Genomic DNA, 16,168 nt, shown 5'->3' with positions numbered 1-16,168 from the left:
AGCACACTGTCAAACACTAAAAACCTGAGGGTTATCCACACCTCAGAGCGGGCGGAAAACAGGAGAAAATTGAGTTATGCACGCTTTCCATTACAGGATCGGCGTAAAAAATAACGACAATTAGGCGTTTTTTTCTGTTTTATCTTCGGTACCACCAAGCACGGCATCTTCGTGACGGATAATGCGCTGAGCAACCCGCAGCGCGGCATAGCCATTCGCCGCCTTCATTTCTTCCAGCGCGATATCAAGCAGGGCCTTGGCGTGGTGGGACGTGGTTTCGCTTCGGAAGGCATCAATGAAGTAGCGCGCTCCTTCAAGCGCCTTCTCCCGTTCTTCCGGATTACTCACATGGAAATTCTGGATGGCGAAATAGATGCGTCGCGCCGGCGTGTTTGCATCCTCTGGTGACATGATCTGATCACCAAAGAGAATGTTGACCTTATTGGTAATGCGCAGGCGGGTATCGCTCTCCACCTGGATTGCAGCACCATTAATGACCAACCTGTCTCCTTCAGAAAGCCGGATGCTTAATCCTGCCATAACTCTGTCACCTCTTCTGGAATGCCTTGAAACTGAAATGACAGAGAAATATTAATATTCGGGAAACAATCCTTCTCAGAAGTCCGGCCAGTTAGAAGCTAGCAGTCCACCTTGCCGGAATGGGGCAACCTTTGTAGCGAGGCCTGTCGTGTCATCTGTCTCGACCATCAGACCACAAATGCTTGCGACGCCTTCCGCAGGTTGCGGGCGATCACCTGGCATTTTCCGGACAAACTTGTGAATGGATGCGCTTTTTCCCATTCCAATTACACTGTCATAGTCTCCACACATTCCTGCATCGGTCTGATACGCCGTTCCACCTGCCAGAATTCGGTGATCCGCCGTAGGAACATGCGTGTGTGTTCCGATAACGAGTGAGGCACGTCCGTCCAGCACATGCCCGAAGGCCATCTTCTCGCTTGTTGCTTCCGCGTGAATATCTACGACCACAGCCTGAACAGTCATTCCAAGACGATGACGCGAGAGGAGATCGTTCACACATCTGAAAGGATCATCCAACGGATCCATAAAGATACGGCCCATCACGTTCACCACGAGCGCACGGCGCCCACGGGAGACTTCAACAATATAGCTTCCCTGCCCCGGCGTTCCCGGTGGATAATTAATAGGCCTAATAATCCGGGGCGTTTGATCGATATGGCCAATCATGTCCCGACGGTCCCAAGCATGATTGCCCAGCGTGATGACATCAACACCAGCGTCAAAAAGATCCTGTGCAATCGCAGGAGATAGCCCATAGCCGTGCGAGGCGTTCTCACCGTTAACCACGACGAGATCGAGAGCCAGCCTGGACCGCCAGTCTTTTAAACCAGCGACAATTGCCTCTCGCCCACTGCGACCAATAATATCGCCCAGGAAAAGTATCCTCAAAATTCAGCCTTTCTGAAAAACAGGGGTATGGATCGTTTCTCGCTCAGTCACGATGCAGGGCAGCAAGACATCATGAGGCCCGGTAGGCAGACTTGAACGCTCCTGAGCAGCGACGCCGAAACCTATTGCCGGAACACGCAAACGTTCGAGCGTCCGATCATAGTATCCACCTCCATATCCCAGACGCACCCCGCGGCGGTCAAATGCGAGAAACGGAACAAGCAGCAATTCAGGTATTTCTTCTGGTGCCTGCGGATGGAATGTTCCGTAACGCCCAGCCTGCAACACGCTCCCAGGATTCCATTGCCTGAAGACCAGGGGGCTGCCCTTCGGTGGCGTCTCCGGTAACGAGACATGAAATCCTGCATGACAAAGGCGAGCACAAAGCGGCCGTAAGTCTACTTCTCCCGGCATCGGCCAAACGGCGCCAACCCGCTGAACTTCATTTCTGATAATTTCGTTAAACAGACGGTCCGTCAGAGCTTTAAGCGCGTCTGGCGATAAAACGGGCCGCGAGGCTCTCAACTGAGCACGTAGCGCTTTTTTCTGTTGATCAGAACTAGAAAGAAGTGGAGCCGCCAAAGCCGTTGGTCTTTTCAGCCCTCCCGGACCTGCGTGAGCAGGTGGGCACCGGTTAACATGACCAGGGTCACGACAGAGCCAGTTCCCTATGGAAAGTGCTTATCGGCCCAGAGGTTGATTTGCCTGACTAACCAGGCAGCTCCCTCACCTATATGAAGGCAGGCAGAGCAAGGTTCAATGGGAGATTAATAAAATCATCCGTGCTCCAGAAGATCCGCAAGCCCTTCTGCCCTCTCCACCGCCAGCAACAGGCGGCTTCTGGCCCTTTTGTTCTCGGCAACGATCCTGTCAGCTTCCGCGATTGTTTCAGCAGCGCCCGACGGCATCCGCTGCGCCGTCAGGTCATGGATCTCATCCGCCATCAGCAGAGCAGCAAGCAACAGGGTACGCCCCTCTGTGGTGGAGCCACCCAGAGTACGAATACGCTCGACGCGCTTTTCGATTTCATGTGCCATGGCGTGAAGATGTCCTTCCTCGCCATCCTGGCATCCCACATTATAAACGTAACCATTCACACGAACGGAGACTTGTCCCATGGCTTATTCTCCTTCGCGCCCAACGATATTACGGATCCGTACGCACATCGCGTCCAGGTTCGCCGCCAAGGCCTGAAGATCTGGTCCTTCTGCGGCTTTCTGGCGCTCCAACTCTCGATTCTGAGCCTGACGGTCCAGCGCAAAGGCTATTCTGGTCAATGCTTCTTCAAGGCGGTCGACAGGGATGTTTTCCTGAGAAGATACCTTCTGCTCGCTCAAAACACTCTCTTTCCGCTAACTGCCATTTTTACGACACGCTATCATATGTTCTTACGGTACACAGCCCCGATGGAAACCACACGTCAAGCATGCCAGACTTTTCACCCTACCCTATGATCGAAGTCTCGTCCCGCAAAGCCTTCAATGCGATAAGTGATATCCGAAACGGACAAGCATTCATCGCAGTTTCACCCCAAGGAGCAGGGATTGCATTTGGCGTTCCATGGTGGGTGAGAACACTGAATCTTCAGACTGAACTTTCGATCCTGGACTGCGGTTCTTCCATGGCATGCGCCATACAGGCACTAAATAACGGTATAGGCTGGGTCATCTGCCGCAATGCCGCGTCTACACCAAGCAGTTCATCCCACCCCCAAATTCTGACGCAACCTCTTGGAAATTCAACCTTCATTCCGGGTAGGATGCCGTTCTCGCCATATGTTCTGAAAAAAATTCAGTCCCTTGAAGGCTATTGCTGGCAGACTGGCTGACAATCTGCGAAATTGATCAACATGACACCATGTGATCTTTATCTCGTTTTGCCTCAGGAATTCGAACCAAATCAGGCTATCGCCATATTGCCTGATCTGCTGCGACACCCGGAGGTCACGGCACTTCGCATTCCATATCGTTTTGGAAAGACCACGGAGATTGTTCGTGTTGCACAGAACAACGACGTGGCTGTGCTGGTGTCTATCGATCAGACCGTGAACCTCAGCGAATTTATATCCGGCAATATCGATGGCGTTCACCTGACCGATATCGACGCCCTGAGCAGCGCCCGGCGGATCATCGGAGATGACGTTCAGCTTGGCTGCAAATGCGAAACCCGGGATCAGGCGATGCAGGCCGGAGAAAAGGGCGCGGATTATGTGTCCTTTGACGCAGATCAGCTCGAGACTGTCACCTGGTGGGCAAGCGTCATGGAGCTTCCCGCCGTCGTTGAAGGCGTCACTAACGCAGAAATTGCGCTGGCATCACAAAAAGCCGGTGCAGACTTTCTCGCGATACCACTGACTCTGGACCATACCGACACACTCCGCCTGAACGCAGTGCTCGATGTTGTGCGCTCCTGATCCGATCTAGCGCACTGCTGCCGGCGGCAGAACGCCTTGAGTAAAGTATAAAACACCATTCGACTGCGGCACATTCACCAGCCAAAGTCGATTGGTCTCTCCAGTCTGATTATTCAACACAAGCTCATTCGTAGTGGTATCGACGTGAACACTCAGCACGTCGCCTGCGAGCGTTTTGAGGCCAATTCCCTGCCCCTTATGGCGAGCAACAGCCCTACGAATGGTACGGTCATCCCATAACCCTGAAACGATCGTGTATTTTAGCAACCTCTTGATAGCAGGCAGATTCTGCTCCGCCTGAAGACCACCCTGCCACCGAGCGGCGTAATGCTCCAGCGGAAGGTTGGGTATTGCAAACACAGTATATGGCCCACTCTCTGCCAACCGTGGGAACAGGCCCGTAGCCCTAAGCGAGGCAACGTAATCTGCAACCTCAAGAGACCCTGACAGATTCTCGCTTAAAGAGCGATCCGGGTAAGAGGGTGTAGGGGTGGTGTGGTATGCAACAACACTGCTTGGCGTTCCGTCTTTAGGCTCGTGAAACTGCCGTCCGATACTTTCTTCGGGCAGTATCGTTGCATTCGACGATGGCCGGACCTGAAAAATGTCCTGCGGGGCGGGCACTCCATGGCACCCTCCCAACAAAAGCATAACCAGCAAACTCCCGATAGCTTCGGAGCGACCTGAGCGAGAGAACTGGGAGAAGCCGATTCGCAAATTCATGTCGGGTCATACCACTCTGAAAACGGGAGATGGCACCATACCCGACAAATGAAAACTCAGCACCCGTCTCCGCGCATTGTCCATCCAACAACCTGACCACCCACGATTTCGAACGTCGTCTGGCAGGAGGTGTTATAATATGTGGACGGATAACCACCGAACCCGCCACCCCATGGTCCGCCGAACCCGCCGCCCCATGGCCCGCCAAAGCCGCCGCCCCAGCCGCCACCCCAGCCACCGCCGCCCCAACCCCATCCCCAACCACCCATTCCGCCACCGGGCGAATACTGGGTCTGGTTGTCGATATAGGCGAGGAACTCATGGCCCGAAGCCTGATAATTACGCGTCGGCACACCAAACTGGCGCAATACATCGACCTCAGATTTACCGACCATCGAGTCCAGTACCTTGCGCTGTTGCAAGGTTGGTACTGCACAGGCGGATAACGCCAGCAGGGCTGCGAGGGACACTGTTCTTACTGTTCTCATCTATCTGCTCCTGTTGGCGGCGAACGTTCCGCACTCTCTGGTTCATCATTCTAACGGATTGGAGATGTATTCAGGATTAAAACTCCTGCAAGTTATTAAAACTTCAACCCAGCCATAGAATGTCGCTGATCCTTGGCGCCCTTGTTGCAAGAAGTACCAGCCTGTCAAAACCCAATGCTATGCCGGAACATGGCGGCAGATCAGGAAGCGCTTCAAGGAACGCTTCGTCCAGAGGCCAGTTCTGATCTGGTGCAATTTGAAGACGACGGATACGATCCGTTTCAAACCGCGCCCGCTGCTCGATCGGATCCGTGAGTTCCTCGAAGGCATTCGCAAGCTCCAACCCGCCTATATAAAGCTCAAAACGAAGGGCAGCCCGCGAATCATGAGGGTCCTTGCGCGCCAGAGCGGCCTGTTCTGCAGGCCAATGCGTCAGGAAAGTGGGACGCTCACGCCCGATGAACGGCTCAACACGCTCAAGCAGCAGCCGGAAAAACAAATCTTCCCACGTTTCGTCATGCCGCGGCGTAATCCCTGCCTGAGCGGCAAGCGCTGCAACATCACCCGCAGTACCGAGCAGATCTGCACCAACATATCGCTCGAAAGCCGCCTGCATCGTCAAACGCTCAAATGGCGCAACGAGACTGATTTCCCGATCATCACGCGATACCACGGGGGGCAGTAAGGCTCTTACAAAGCTCTCGGTTTCATCCATAAGCGCCGAAAGATCTGCAGACGGCCGATACCATTCCAGCATCGTGAATTCGGGGACATGCGTGCTGCTGAACTCCGCATTGCGCCACACCCGCGCCAACTGAAACACAGGCAAACCGATACCCGCCACGATACGCTTCATCGCGAATTCCGGGCTGGTATGAAGAAACCTGGCCTCGCGACGCCCATCCGGATGCTCGATTTCCGTACGAAAGCATCGCAGGTGGACCTCTTCCCCTGGGACGGGCACAGCGTAGGGCGTTTCAACTTCGAGATAACCACGCGCATCAAAAAATGCTCGGGTAGCTTTCAGCAGCTCTGCGCGACGGCGCAATAGAGGCAGTCGATCCGCAATCTGGGATGAATCTGAAGAAGAAAATGACATTAGAGGCAGTTCCTGTTGCAAGAAGCAGGTTGGCTTCGCTAGAGCCACCAGATGCAAGACATGGTCAAGACACTTCGCCCAAAGACAGCACTCCGCACGCCTGAAGATCTCATTCAGGCAGGATTGGCATCGGAGGCAGATCGCGCAGATCTCGAAAAGGTCGCAACCCTGTACGCAACTGCTATTCCACCAGCCTTTCAGGCACTCATCGAACACCCCGATGATCCGATAGGACGGCAGGTCATCCCTGACATCCGCGAGGCCACCGCCCTCCCCCATGAATTGACCGATCCGATTGGCGACGACGCACTCTCGCCCGTACCCGGGATTGTTCACAGGTACGAAGATCGCGCGCTGCTCAAACCTCTACTCGTGTGCCCCTTATACTGCCGCTTCTGTTTCCGGCGCGAGCACGTGGGGCCCGGCGGAGGACTGCTGGATGATGCGGCTTTGGAGCGCGCACTGGACTGGCTTCGGACACACCCGGCAATACGGGAGGTCATTCTGACGGGAGGAGACCCTTTGATGCTGGCCCCCCGAAGACTCGCGCATATTATCCGAAGCCTCTCCGCAATGCCGCATGTGGAGACAATCCGCATTCACTCACGCGTACCTGTGGCCTCCCCCGAGCGCATTACCCCGGAACTGCTAGAAGCCATGGAGACTGATCGCGCGATGTGGGTGGTCGCCCATATTAATCATGCCCGGGAACTGACACCCGCAGCCGTGGCGGCAATCCGCCTGATCCTGGCTCAGGCCATTCCGGTTCTGTCACAATCTGTACTTCTACGCGGCGTAAATGATACGCGTGAAGCTCTTGAAGACCTGCTTCGAAGTCTCGTTCGTGCACGAGTAAAACCATATTATCTGCACCACCTGGATGCAGCTCCCGGGACCGCACATTTCCATGTTCCCGTGGAAGAAGGCCGCGCACTTCTAGCGTCCCTACGCGGAAAAATGACCGGCCTGGCATGGCCAACCTATGTCCTCGACATTCCAGGAGGAAAAGGAAAAGTGCCTTTGGGGCCAGACTATCTACTCCCGGAAGAGCCAGGAAAGGTTCTTTCTCCAAGCTTGGAAAAGTATAGTTTCACATGATGGGTTAGAACGGAGTAAATTCGCGAAATACACAATTCCTTAATTAAATAATTACTCTCTATGCTCTACTGTTATTTTGAAAATGTTGATATTTCTTTGAGTTTTTGAAATTCACTTTCCATCCTCGCCTTTGCCAAACATATGCGTCGCATGTGTAACCGCACCACCTGCACGTATTGCGGCTGCCACGAGGGCAATTTCAGAAAGCTGAGCATCCGTAGCGCCGGCATCCCGCGCAGCCTTTGCGTGGAGCTCAATGCAGTAAGGGCACTGTGTTGTAAGGGCGACAGCTACTGCCGCAAGCTGCTTCGTCAGAGCATCGACTGCACCTGGGGCAAAAGCAGCTTTATCAAACTGCCAGAATGCGTCCATGCCTGAGGGCGCTTCTTTTCCCATCTGCCCAAAATGCGAGAGATTTTTCATGTCATACATGGCCAGCTTCTCCAAACTGCATCAGCATTAATGCAACATAACTCAAAGACTGGACCGGCCGTTCAGAATTACCAAGCACTCCTGCTATCACGCTTTGCGGAGCTTTAGATGCGGTGGAAACATGCTTCCACCTTGCCGACAGCCCCCCTGCGGCGCTAGAAGCCCCCAAGGACACCAGAAAAACGCATTTCTTCAGGGTCAGGAACTGACATGAAACAACAAGCCAACCTTATCCGGGCCGGCCAGGTTATCGAACACGATGGTCGCCGCTGGACCGTTCTCAAGCAGCAGATCATCACCCCCGGCAAGGGCGGCGCTTTCATTCAAGTTGAAATGCGCGACCTTAAGACGGGTAACAAGACCAACGAGCGCTGGCGCACAGCTGATTCCGTGGAGCGCCTGATCACGGAAGACAAGGACTTCACGTATTCCTACATGGATGGCGATAATATCGTCCTCATGGATCCGGAAACCTTCGAGCAGACAATCCTCAACAAGGAAATCCTTGGCGACCAGCTTCCGTTCCTGCAAGACAACATGCAGTTGAGCGTAAAGCTTGTTGAAGGTGATGCCGTAGGCGTAACACTTCCACCACATGTCACCCTCGAAATCACGGAAGCCGACCCGGTCGTCAAAGGCCAGACGGCAAGCTCTTCCTACAAGCCAGCAGTACTTTCCAACGGCGTGAAGACACTGGTTCCGCCCTTCATCGAAGCCGGCGAGCGCATCGTTGTCCGCACGGACGACGCATCCTACGTCGAGCGCGCCAAGGACTGATCGAATGCGTCTTTCCCCGCACATGACCGTCATGCAGAACGCTGCACAGAAGGCCGCCCGCCGACTGCTGCGCGATTTTGCAGAGGTCGAGCAACTTCAAGTCAGCATCAAGGGCCCAGGAGATTTCGTCTCCCAGGCAGACATGCGCGCCGAAGCCATCATCCGTGAGGAACTGGCCAGGGCACGCCCTGGTTATGCATTCCTGATGGAAGAAAGCGGTGCCTCAGGCGGGGACAACTGGACCTGGCGCTGGATCGTCGACCCGCTGGATGGCACGACAAACTTCCTGCACGGAATTCCGCACTGGGCCATTTCGATCGGTCTGCAACGACGTCTCCAGGACGGCACTGTCGAACTTGCAGCGGCGCTGGTTTACAACCCTGCTGCAAACGAAATGTTCTGGGCTGAAAAAGGCATCGGTGCATTCCTGAACGAGCGGCGGCTGCGGGTTTCGGGACGTCGCAACATGCAAGAAGCCCTTTTCGCAACCGGGATTCCCTTCGCGAAGGTTCCAGGCAAGCAGCGCCTGCCGTTCGCACGTGTTCTTGGCGCCCTGATGCCTCAGGTGGCCGGCATTCGTCGCTTCGGGGCAGCAGCCCTAGATCTGGCATGGGTCGCCGCAGGCCGTTACGACGGATACTGGGAATTCGGCCTGAAACCTTGGGATTGTGCCGCAGGCCTTTTGCTCGTTCGCGAAGCAGGTGGTTATGCAACCGATCCGGACGGCAAGGAACTCGGCGATATCAACGATGACGTGGACGTCGTTGCAGGAAATACAAACCTGCATGCGCCGCTCCGTGCGATCGTTCATGAAGCAATCAACCGCGCCTGACACAAAGAGCCCTCTCGCCCCATTGCGGGGCGGGAGGCGACTCGTCTAGGATCGACCTGACATGAACAGGCCGCTCCTCCCCCTCCTCTCTTTCTCGGCCGTTTTGGCCTGCTCCCTGCCATGTGCGGCATTCGCACAGGTCACGAGCAATCTGGACAATCTGCCCGGTGGCAAACCAGCCCTGCAGCCTGCCCATCATGCAGCAACGCACTCTTCCCATACGAAGACAGTTGCCGCCCCAACTCAGGCACCGGCTCCTGCGTCAGTCGCACCCAAACATGAGACGGTTCCCGCAGTCCCGGCAGCGCCGCCGCCACCGGTAATTTTACCCCCCCCGTTTGTACCTGTGGCTTTGCATGCTCCTACCCCAGCGGATCCCGTCAAGCCGGTTCCTGACGCCAAAAGCAGCACATCCACCCTTTCAGGGGGCGGCCTGCGTATCCTTTTCCCTTCAGGTGAAGCGTCTCTGAACGAAGAGAGCATCAAAGCCGTGCAGGCTTTTGGTGCCGAGTTGAAAAACTACCCTGAGCAGCGTGCAGTGCTTTTGGCATATGCGACGCTTCCAGGGGACGATATCTCAATGCCGCGCCGAATTGCTCTGGCACGTGCGCTTTCAATCCGCTCTCTCCTGATACAGGCAGGCGTTGCCACAACGCGCATCTATCCCAGAGCACTTGGACGTCCTGAAAAAACAGACACGTCTCCTGCCGATCGCCTGGATATCGAACTTCAGAGCAACCCTGTCTCCACATCTGCAGCACCCGCCAGCGGCACACCATCAGAAAAGAAAGCCACGCCGTGACTCGTCCCACCACATATCTCATTCGCATGGGCGTCTTCCTGGCTGCAGTCGCCCTGCTCGCCGCGTCTCTCGGCCCGATGCTCCTGCACGCGTTTGAGGCCAATCCCAAGCTGGACGCCATTATCCTGGCTGTGCTGCTTTTTGGCATTCTGTGGAACCTGCGTGTCGTTCAGCGGCTGCTTCCAGAGGTGCGCTGGGTAGAAATGCTGCGTCAGCCACGTGAAGGCCTGACCACCCCCAACCCTCCGCGCCTTCTCGCCCCGATGGCCAGCATGCTTGCTGCGCGCAGTCGCACAGACCGGCTGTCACTCTCCACGCACACAACACAGGCCATGCTCGACAGCCTGTCGTCACGCCTGGATGAGAGCCGCGAGATTTCGCGGTATATGACACAGCTTCTGATCTTTCTTGGTCTGCTCGGTACGTTCTACGGCCTGCTCCTGACCGTAAGCTCGATTGCAACCGTGATCGGCGGCATGTCTGCTGGTGGCGGTGACCTTGATGTCATGTTCAATCAGCTAAAAACCGGCCTTGCGGGCCCTCTGGCAGGCATGTCAACAGCATTCTCGGGCTCAATGTTCGGCCTTGCAGGTGCGCTTGTTCTCGGCTTTCTGGACCTTACTGCGGGACAGGCACAAAATAGGTTTTTCAATGATCTTGAAGAATGGCTGGCAGGTGTAACACGTGTTGGAGGCGGGCCCGCGCCGGAAACAGACGGCGCTCCGGTTCCGGCTTATGTTCAAGCACTTCTTGAGCAAACAGCCGAAAATCTTGAGACACTTCAGAATGTTATTTCCCGCGGCGAAGAAGGTCGTGTGAGGCAACTACAATTGCTCGATGGTCTTCAGGACCGCCTGCGCACCATGACAGAGCTCCTGAAAGCCAATCAGCAGGTCATGACACGGACCGCCGAAACGCAGACGGCTCTTCTGCCCATACTGCGCCAGCTCGGTGAAATTCAGACTTCCGGCGCGTCCACAGACAGCCCGCTGCTCCGTATCGAGAGCCAGATGGGACGCCTGATCGAAGAACTTCAGCAAGGTCGTGCCCAAGCCACAGGTGAAATCCGCAATGACCTGCGCGTACTGGCCCGCACCATCGCGGCCGCGTCTGGTACTACGGCTGGCTCCTCCAGCGGAATAGGCTGAACCATGGCCCGGCGCAGACGCGGCTCTCATAACGCACTGGATGCATGGCCCGGCTATGTGGACGCTCTGTCCACTCTGCTGATGGTCGTAACATTCGTTCTGCTGGTTTTTGTTGTTGGCCAGCAATTCCTGTCCGTGTCCCTTACCAGACGCGAACATACGCTCGATGCCCTGCAAAAGCAGCTCGCCGAGCTTTCTCACATGCTCTCAATGAGCGAGGACAAGAACCGCTCGCTTAATGCAACCGTTGCCTCTCTGACCGCCGAGCGCGTTCAGAACCAAGCACAGATCACGGCTCTGGGTGGACAGATCGCAGCGCTGACAGGCCAGATTCAGTCGAAGGATCAGGCCCTTGCCGATGCGGATACTTCCACGAAAGCGCAGACAGCGCAGATCTCCACACTACAAGCACAGATTGAGGAGCTGACGCGCCAGCTCCAGGCAATCAGTAATGCGCTCGATTTAGAAAAGAAAACCGAGGCTGCCAAGGACGTTCAGATCAACGACCTTGGGCAAAAACTGAACGTTGCTCTTGCTGACAAAGTCAATCAACTCAAGCGTTACCGCTCTGAATTCTTCGGACGCCTACGGGATATCCTCAAGGATCAGAAGGGCGTGAACGTCGTAGGAGATCGCTTCGTCTTCCAGTCAGAAGTCCTTTTCCCACAAGGAAGCGCAGACCTGACACCTGAGGGACAGAAAGAAATTCGCACCCTCGCGCATACATTCCGTCAGGTATCCTCAACAATCCCTACCGACATTCCATGGATTCTGCGGGTAGATGGTCACGCGGATAGACAACCCATCCACAGCGCCTTCCCCAGCAACTGGGAGCTGTCTTCCGAACGCGCTATCCGGGTGGTGCAACTGCTGATTTCCGAGGGCGTAGACCCTCACCACCTTGCTGCAACCGGCTTTGCAGACTACCAGCCTTTAGACGCGGCAAACACGCAGGCGGCCTATGCCCGCAACCGTCGTATCGAGTTTCGCCTGACGGATCGCTGATCCGTTTCCAGCCTGCCTTCATCCGAAGGCAGGCATCTTCGCAGGTATGCTGACATTCCTGCGACAATCCCGTATGTATCCTGCCATGACCGACACCCCGCTCTCCCTTATCCGCAACTTCTCGATCATCGCACATATCGATCACGGGAAATCCACACTGGCTGATCGTCTGATCCAGGCCTGTGGAGCCCTGACGGCACGTGAAATGAAAAGTCAGGTGCTCGACTCGATGGAACTCGAGCAGGAGCGCGGAATCACGATCAAGGCGCAGACTGTCCGCCTGACGTACCCTGCCAAGGACGGCAAGGTGTACACCCTGAACCTCATGGACACGCCGGGCCACGTTGATTTCGCGTATGAAGTCAGCCGTTCTCTTGCTGCATGCGAGGGCTCGCTGTTGGTGGTCGATGCCTCACAGGGCGTGGAGGCGCAAACACTCGCAAATGTCTATCAGGCGATAGATGCAAACCATGAAATCGTGCCGGTACTCAACAAAATCGACCTGCCTGCTGCGGAGCCCGAGCGGGTCCGGGCACAGATCGAGGAAGTCGTTGGCATTCCGGCAGATGACGCCGTTGAAATCAGTGCCAAGACCGGTATCAACATTGAGGGCGTGCTCGAGGCTCTGGTCCAGCGCCTCCCCGCCCCGACAGGCGACGCTGAAGCTCCCCTTCAGGCTCTCCTCGTCGACAGCTGGTACGATTCATATCTCGGCGTCATCATTCTCGTCCGCATCAAGGAAGGCCGCCTGAAGCGCGGCGACAAGATCCGTATGATGCAGGCGGGCTCGGTCTATAACGTAGATCAGGTTGGTGTTTTCCTTCCCAAAATGACACCCGTCGAATCGCTTGGCCCGGGCGAGATGGGCTACATCAATGCCGCAATCAAGACCGTTGCAGATTGCAACGTCGGCGACACAGTCACCCTGGATCGTCGTCCCGCCAGCACAGCTCTCGCGGGTTTCAAGCCATCCATCCCTGTTGTGTGGTGTGGTCTTTTCCCAATTGACGCCGACGACTTCGAAAAACTGCGTGACAGCCTTGGAAAGCTGCGTCTCAACGATGCTTCCTTCCATTTTGAAGCAGAGACCTCGGCAGCACTTGGCTTTGGTTTCCGCTGCGGCTTCCTCGGGCTGCTGCATCTCGAAATCATTCAGGAACGCCTCTCCCGTGAGTTCAATCTTGACCTGATCGCAACGGCCCCGTCCGTGGTCTACAAGATGCACCTCACTGATGGCTCTACCGAGCTGTTGCACAATCCTGCCGACATGCCTGAACTTAGCAAGATCGACACCATTGAGGAGCCTTGGATCAAGGCAACAATCATGGTGCAGGACGAATATCTGGGCCCGGTTCTGACACTGTGCACGGAGCGACGCGGTGTTCAGGTAGATCTGACCTATGTTGGCACTCGTGCCATGGCCGTCTATCGCCTCCCCTTGAACGAAGTCGTCTTTGATTTCTACGACCGACTGAAATCACTGACGCGCGGCTACGCATCATTCGACTATCAGATGGACGATTACGAAGAGAGCGATCTCGTCCGCATCTCCATCCTGGTCAATCAGGAGCCGGTGGACGCACTGTCATTTGTCGCTCACCGTACCGTCGCAGAGCATCGTGGACGTTCGATCTGCGCCAAGCTGAAAGAACTGATCCCTCGCCAGTTGTTCAAGATCGCAATTCAGGCTGCAATCGGCTCCAAGGTTATCGCGAGAGAGACACTCGGCGCCCTGTCCAAGGATGTTACAGCCAAATGTTATGGCGGTGACATCTCCCGCAAGCGCAAACTTCTGGACAAACAGAAGGAAGGTAAAAAGCGCATGCGGCAGTTTGGCAAAGTGGAAATTCCTCAGAGCGCCTTCCTCGCCGCCCTAAAAATGGACTGAGGTCTTTTATGTGCCGCACCGCTGCAGTTCTGTTCGTCCACGATGCAGCCAAGGATATTGGCTGGTGGATCGCACATCACGCAGCGGTTGGCTTTTCCACATTACTGATCTGCGACGATCACTCCACGGATGGCACGTGGGACGTTCTGACAAATGCAGCCACGTTCTATGACATACGCCTCACACGATCAGACAACTCTCTGAAAACACGACCAGAGCGTCAGGAAGCGTTCTTCAAAGCGGCCCGCGAACAACTAGAATTCGACTGGACGATCGCTCTGGCATCAGACGAATATTTCCTGCCTAACGGCCAGTCTCTCATCGAATTGCTACAGAGTGCGGGCCAGGCAGACATTATTCCCGTGAACTGGTGTGTGTACGGCAGAGACGAAAAAACAGACTCCGAAGGGTTCTCCCCTCTGGAAGCCTTCCAGAAGCGCGCTCCCAAAAATTTTCCCGATCACCGCGTTGTCCGCCATCTAGTCCGTTCATCATGCAGCCCTGAAAAGCTGCCTCACCCCCTTGATCACATCAATTTTGCACCTGACTGGTCTGCTGCACGCATTCTCCACTACGCTGGCAGTAATCTCCATGAGCGCATGTTGCTGGGCGATCCATCCATAACGCAGAATGCGTGCACATATTTTAATCGTAATGACATCACAGATGCGCCCGATCACCATATCGTCCAGAGCAGTTATCGCGTGGCAGCTTCAATCATACATGCAACGCTTACAGATCTGCACTGGCGCCTGAAGCGGGCAATTTCACCCGCATCAGAGCACGAGCTGGCCGAACTCCTCCACGACCATCCACCACCCAAAACAACACTGCCGAACGAACCTGTCGAATTTTACGTCCTGATCGACACCTTAACCGGGAACAGGCTGTTCATTGATGGCCTGACTGGAAACCTGCGCCCACTCGATTTGACGCAAATAGACGTCCTGCAGGATAATCCGGTTATTCTTGCAATCGAGGGAACAGAAGGCCGTGAAAAAAATGCGCTTCTGCTTCCCAGATATCCTTTGCCCGAGCCTGCGATACGCGTGTCGGGTTCACCCACCTTGCTGGCAACAATACCGCTCAGACAGAATACTGACGGGCTGTTAACTTCCCCTGTAACAGATCGACCCGTAAGCCTCGGCGACCATCCCTTCAGACTGGCGCCCATTCCTTCTGACCCGGATCTCCTGCAACGCATGAGCACGTTCCATGCTCTGACGAAGCGGGGAAACACGCTCATATCCCTCCTCTCGGGCATCGATAACCTTCCGACACCGGACCCAGGCGCACTTGGGTGTGCGATTGCCTATCTCCCGGCCGCGGACGTACAAATCCTATCAAGGCTCTTCCCCGGGCTGGTCTCCAGAACAGTCACACCTGCCAGATAGTCAAACGGGAGATATTCTGGCTGCCTGCTCGAAAAGACCAAACGTCGCTTGAACTGCGCTTATGGTGCGCTGCTGCTCATCAAGAGATTGCACAGAGAGCCTGCTTCGTAGCTGAGCAAGAAACTCGACCCACTCCCCTTTGGCATGACCGGCAGAAAGATACGCCTTCGGATGACCCGGCGGTACGCGCGCACTGAGAACACGCCCGCCCAGCCGCGATCCTTCCAGAACATAAAGCACGCCCCAAGCCTCGGGCGTGGACGGTTGAAGAACAAGTGACAGCGCTGCGGGCTCAGCTATCTCAAGCTCCTTTAAATCTTCACGCAGCAGAGAAGCTCTGGGTCGCCAGTCCGCAATAACAGGGCACATGTGCAGGAATGCTTCTGCTGCGAACAAAGCACAGGCATGCGCCTCAAGAAATGCACAATATTGCTGCGAAACAGCAAGATCATATGCGGAATAAGCAGCATCAACGGCTTCATGTGCCCGGCGGCTGATCTGCCTCAACATGTTCAGAGGGTCTGTAATTTCTGGTTGTTCTGAAGTCGCATTCACGGAACGGACCGATCTTTCAAAAAATCTGTTTGGAACCGGTTAGCACCGCTCGCCGTAATACGCACACCACATGATTTTCAACG

General features: G+C 55.4%; 20 protein-coding genes and 1 other RNA gene. 10 read left to right on the top strand and 11 right to left on the bottom strand.

The genetic code is table 11. From position 1 onward, the window contains the following. Positions 1 to 120: 120 nt before the first annotated feature. From GWA01_RS10690 to GWA01_RS10665, 6 genes are all read right to left on the bottom strand, one after another. Positions 121 to 540 carry a flagellar biosynthesis repressor FlbT gene (locus tag GWA01_RS10690; protein WP_146797588.1) on the bottom strand — a complete coding sequence of 140 codons (420 nt, stop codon included), beginning with the start codon at positions 538 to 540 and terminating at the stop codon, positions 121 to 123. A gap of 75 nt (positions 541 to 615) precedes the next feature. After that, the gene (locus GWA01_RS10685) at positions 616 to 1,431 is read right to left on the bottom strand and encodes a TIGR00282 family metallophosphoesterase (protein WP_146797585.1); all 816 of its coding nucleotides are present in this window, start codon (positions 1,429 to 1,431) and stop codon (positions 616 to 618) included. A 3-nt stretch (positions 1,432 to 1,434) separates the two neighbouring features. Next, positions 1,435 to 1,956 carry a 5-formyltetrahydrofolate cyclo-ligase gene (locus GWA01_RS10680; RefSeq protein ID WP_229316037.1) on the bottom strand — a complete coding sequence of 174 codons (522 nt, stop codon included), beginning with the start codon at positions 1,954 to 1,956 and terminating at the stop codon, positions 1,435 to 1,437. A 43-nt stretch (positions 1,957 to 1,999) separates the two neighbouring features. Beyond that, positions 2,000 to 2,158: non-coding RNA, 6S RNA (ssrS, locus tag GWA01_RS10675), on the bottom strand. 49 nt (positions 2,159 to 2,207) lie between these two features. Then, positions 2,208 to 2,549, bottom strand: coding sequence for a cell division protein ZapA (locus GWA01_RS10670; RefSeq protein ID WP_146797578.1), 342 nt, complete (start codon positions 2,547 to 2,549; stop codon positions 2,208 to 2,210). A 3-nt stretch (positions 2,550 to 2,552) separates the two neighbouring features. Beyond that, positions 2,553 to 2,768, bottom strand: a complete 216-nt coding sequence (locus GWA01_RS10665; RefSeq protein ID WP_146797575.1) for a hypothetical protein — start codon at positions 2,766 to 2,768, stop codon at positions 2,553 to 2,555. Positions 2,769 to 2,857: 89 nt separating this feature from the next. Here GWA01_RS10665 and GWA01_RS10660 point away from each other — a divergent pair, with 89 nt between their 5' ends. Continuing rightward, positions 2,858 to 3,259: a hypothetical protein gene (locus GWA01_RS10660; RefSeq protein ID WP_146797572.1), complete on the top strand. Its 402-nt coding sequence runs from the start codon at positions 2,858 to 2,860 to the stop codon at positions 3,257 to 3,259. A gap of 21 nt (positions 3,260 to 3,280) precedes the next feature. Further along, positions 3,281 to 3,844, top strand: a complete 564-nt coding sequence (locus GWA01_RS10655; RefSeq protein WP_146797569.1) for a thiamine phosphate synthase — start codon at positions 3,281 to 3,283, stop codon at positions 3,842 to 3,844. Positions 3,845 to 3,850: 6 nt separating this feature from the next. On the opposite strand, the gene GWA01_RS10650 is transcribed toward GWA01_RS10655, so the two are convergent. The 3 genes from GWA01_RS10650 to epmA form a co-directional block, all read right to left on the bottom strand. Next, a complete protein-coding gene (locus GWA01_RS10650) occupies positions 3,851 to 4,567 on the bottom strand; it encodes a fasciclin domain-containing protein (RefSeq protein WP_146797566.1) in 717 nt (238 codons plus the stop codon). 56 nt (positions 4,568 to 4,623) lie between these two features. Continuing rightward, entirely contained in the window at positions 4,624 to 5,055 is a 432-nt protein-coding gene (locus tag GWA01_RS10645; protein ID WP_146797562.1) for a hypothetical protein, read from the bottom strand. Between the two features lie 103 nt (positions 5,056 to 5,158). Next, positions 5,159 to 6,154 carry an EF-P lysine aminoacylase EpmA gene (gene epmA / locus GWA01_RS10640; protein WP_146797559.1) on the bottom strand — a complete coding sequence of 332 codons (996 nt, stop codon included), beginning with the start codon at positions 6,152 to 6,154 and terminating at the stop codon, positions 5,159 to 5,161. Positions 6,155 to 6,205: 51 nt separating this feature from the next. On the opposite strand from epmA, the gene GWA01_RS10635 reads away from it, so the two are divergent. Next, positions 6,206 to 7,252, top strand: a complete 1,047-nt coding sequence (locus GWA01_RS10635) for a lysine-2,3-aminomutase-like protein (protein WP_146797557.1) — start codon at positions 6,206 to 6,208, stop codon at positions 7,250 to 7,252. Positions 7,253 to 7,363: 111 nt separating this feature from the next. On the opposite strand, the gene GWA01_RS10630 is transcribed toward GWA01_RS10635, so the two are convergent. Continuing rightward, positions 7,364 to 7,684, bottom strand: a complete 321-nt coding sequence (locus tag GWA01_RS10630) for a carboxymuconolactone decarboxylase family protein (RefSeq protein ID WP_146797554.1) — start codon at positions 7,682 to 7,684, stop codon at positions 7,364 to 7,366. A gap of 210 nt (positions 7,685 to 7,894) precedes the next feature. Here GWA01_RS10630 and efp point away from each other — a divergent pair, with 210 nt between their 5' ends. The 7 genes from efp to GWA01_RS10595 all read left to right on the top strand — a co-directional run bounded on the left by efp (position 7,895) and on the right by GWA01_RS10595 (position 15,530). Then, a complete protein-coding gene (gene efp, locus GWA01_RS10625; protein ID WP_146797551.1) occupies positions 7,895 to 8,461 on the top strand; it encodes an elongation factor P in 567 nt (188 codons plus the stop codon). Positions 8,462 to 8,465: 4 nt separating this feature from the next. Further along, a complete protein-coding gene (locus GWA01_RS10620; protein WP_146797547.1) occupies positions 8,466 to 9,293 on the top strand; it encodes an inositol monophosphatase family protein in 828 nt (275 codons plus the stop codon). Positions 9,294 to 9,354: 61 nt separating this feature from the next. Next, positions 9,355 to 10,095, top strand: coding sequence for an OmpA family protein (locus GWA01_RS10615; RefSeq protein WP_146797544.1), 741 nt, complete (start codon positions 9,355 to 9,357; stop codon positions 10,093 to 10,095). Further along, a complete protein-coding gene (locus GWA01_RS10610; RefSeq protein WP_146797541.1) occupies positions 10,092 to 11,243 on the top strand; it encodes a flagellar motor protein MotA in 1,152 nt (383 codons plus the stop codon). Before GWA01_RS10615 ends, GWA01_RS10610 begins: the two co-directional genes overlap by 4 nt. 3 nt (positions 11,244 to 11,246) lie before the next feature. Further along, positions 11,247 to 12,248 carry a peptidoglycan -binding protein gene (locus tag GWA01_RS10605; protein ID WP_146797538.1) on the top strand — a complete coding sequence of 334 codons (1,002 nt, stop codon included), beginning with the start codon at positions 11,247 to 11,249 and terminating at the stop codon, positions 12,246 to 12,248. An 85-nt stretch (positions 12,249 to 12,333) separates the two neighbouring features. After that, positions 12,334 to 14,136 carry a translation elongation factor 4 gene (gene lepA / locus GWA01_RS10600; RefSeq protein WP_146797535.1) on the top strand — a complete coding sequence of 601 codons (1,803 nt, stop codon included), beginning with the start codon at positions 12,334 to 12,336 and terminating at the stop codon, positions 14,134 to 14,136. A gap of 8 nt (positions 14,137 to 14,144) precedes the next feature. Next, on the top strand, positions 14,145 to 15,530 hold the full coding sequence (locus tag GWA01_RS10595) for a glycosyltransferase family 2 protein (protein ID WP_146797532.1): 1,386 nt from the start codon (positions 14,145 to 14,147) through the stop codon (positions 15,528 to 15,530). Here the strand turns inward: GWA01_RS10595 and GWA01_RS10590 are convergent, their stop codons facing one another. Beyond that, positions 15,531 to 16,085: a biliverdin-producing heme oxygenase gene (locus tag GWA01_RS10590; RefSeq protein WP_146797529.1), complete on the bottom strand. Its 555-nt coding sequence runs from the start codon at positions 16,083 to 16,085 to the stop codon at positions 15,531 to 15,533. It lies immediately after the preceding gene. Between the last annotated feature and the right edge of the window lie 83 nt (positions 16,086 to 16,168).

Origin of the sequence: Gluconobacter wancherniae NBRC 103581 (assembly GCF_007988885.1) — a bacterium.
Lineage (GTDB): Bacteria > Pseudomonadota > Alphaproteobacteria > Acetobacterales > Acetobacteraceae > Gluconobacter > Gluconobacter wancherniae.
Note: the sequence above shows the minus strand (reverse complement) of the source record. Positions and strands in the feature narration are given on the sequence as shown.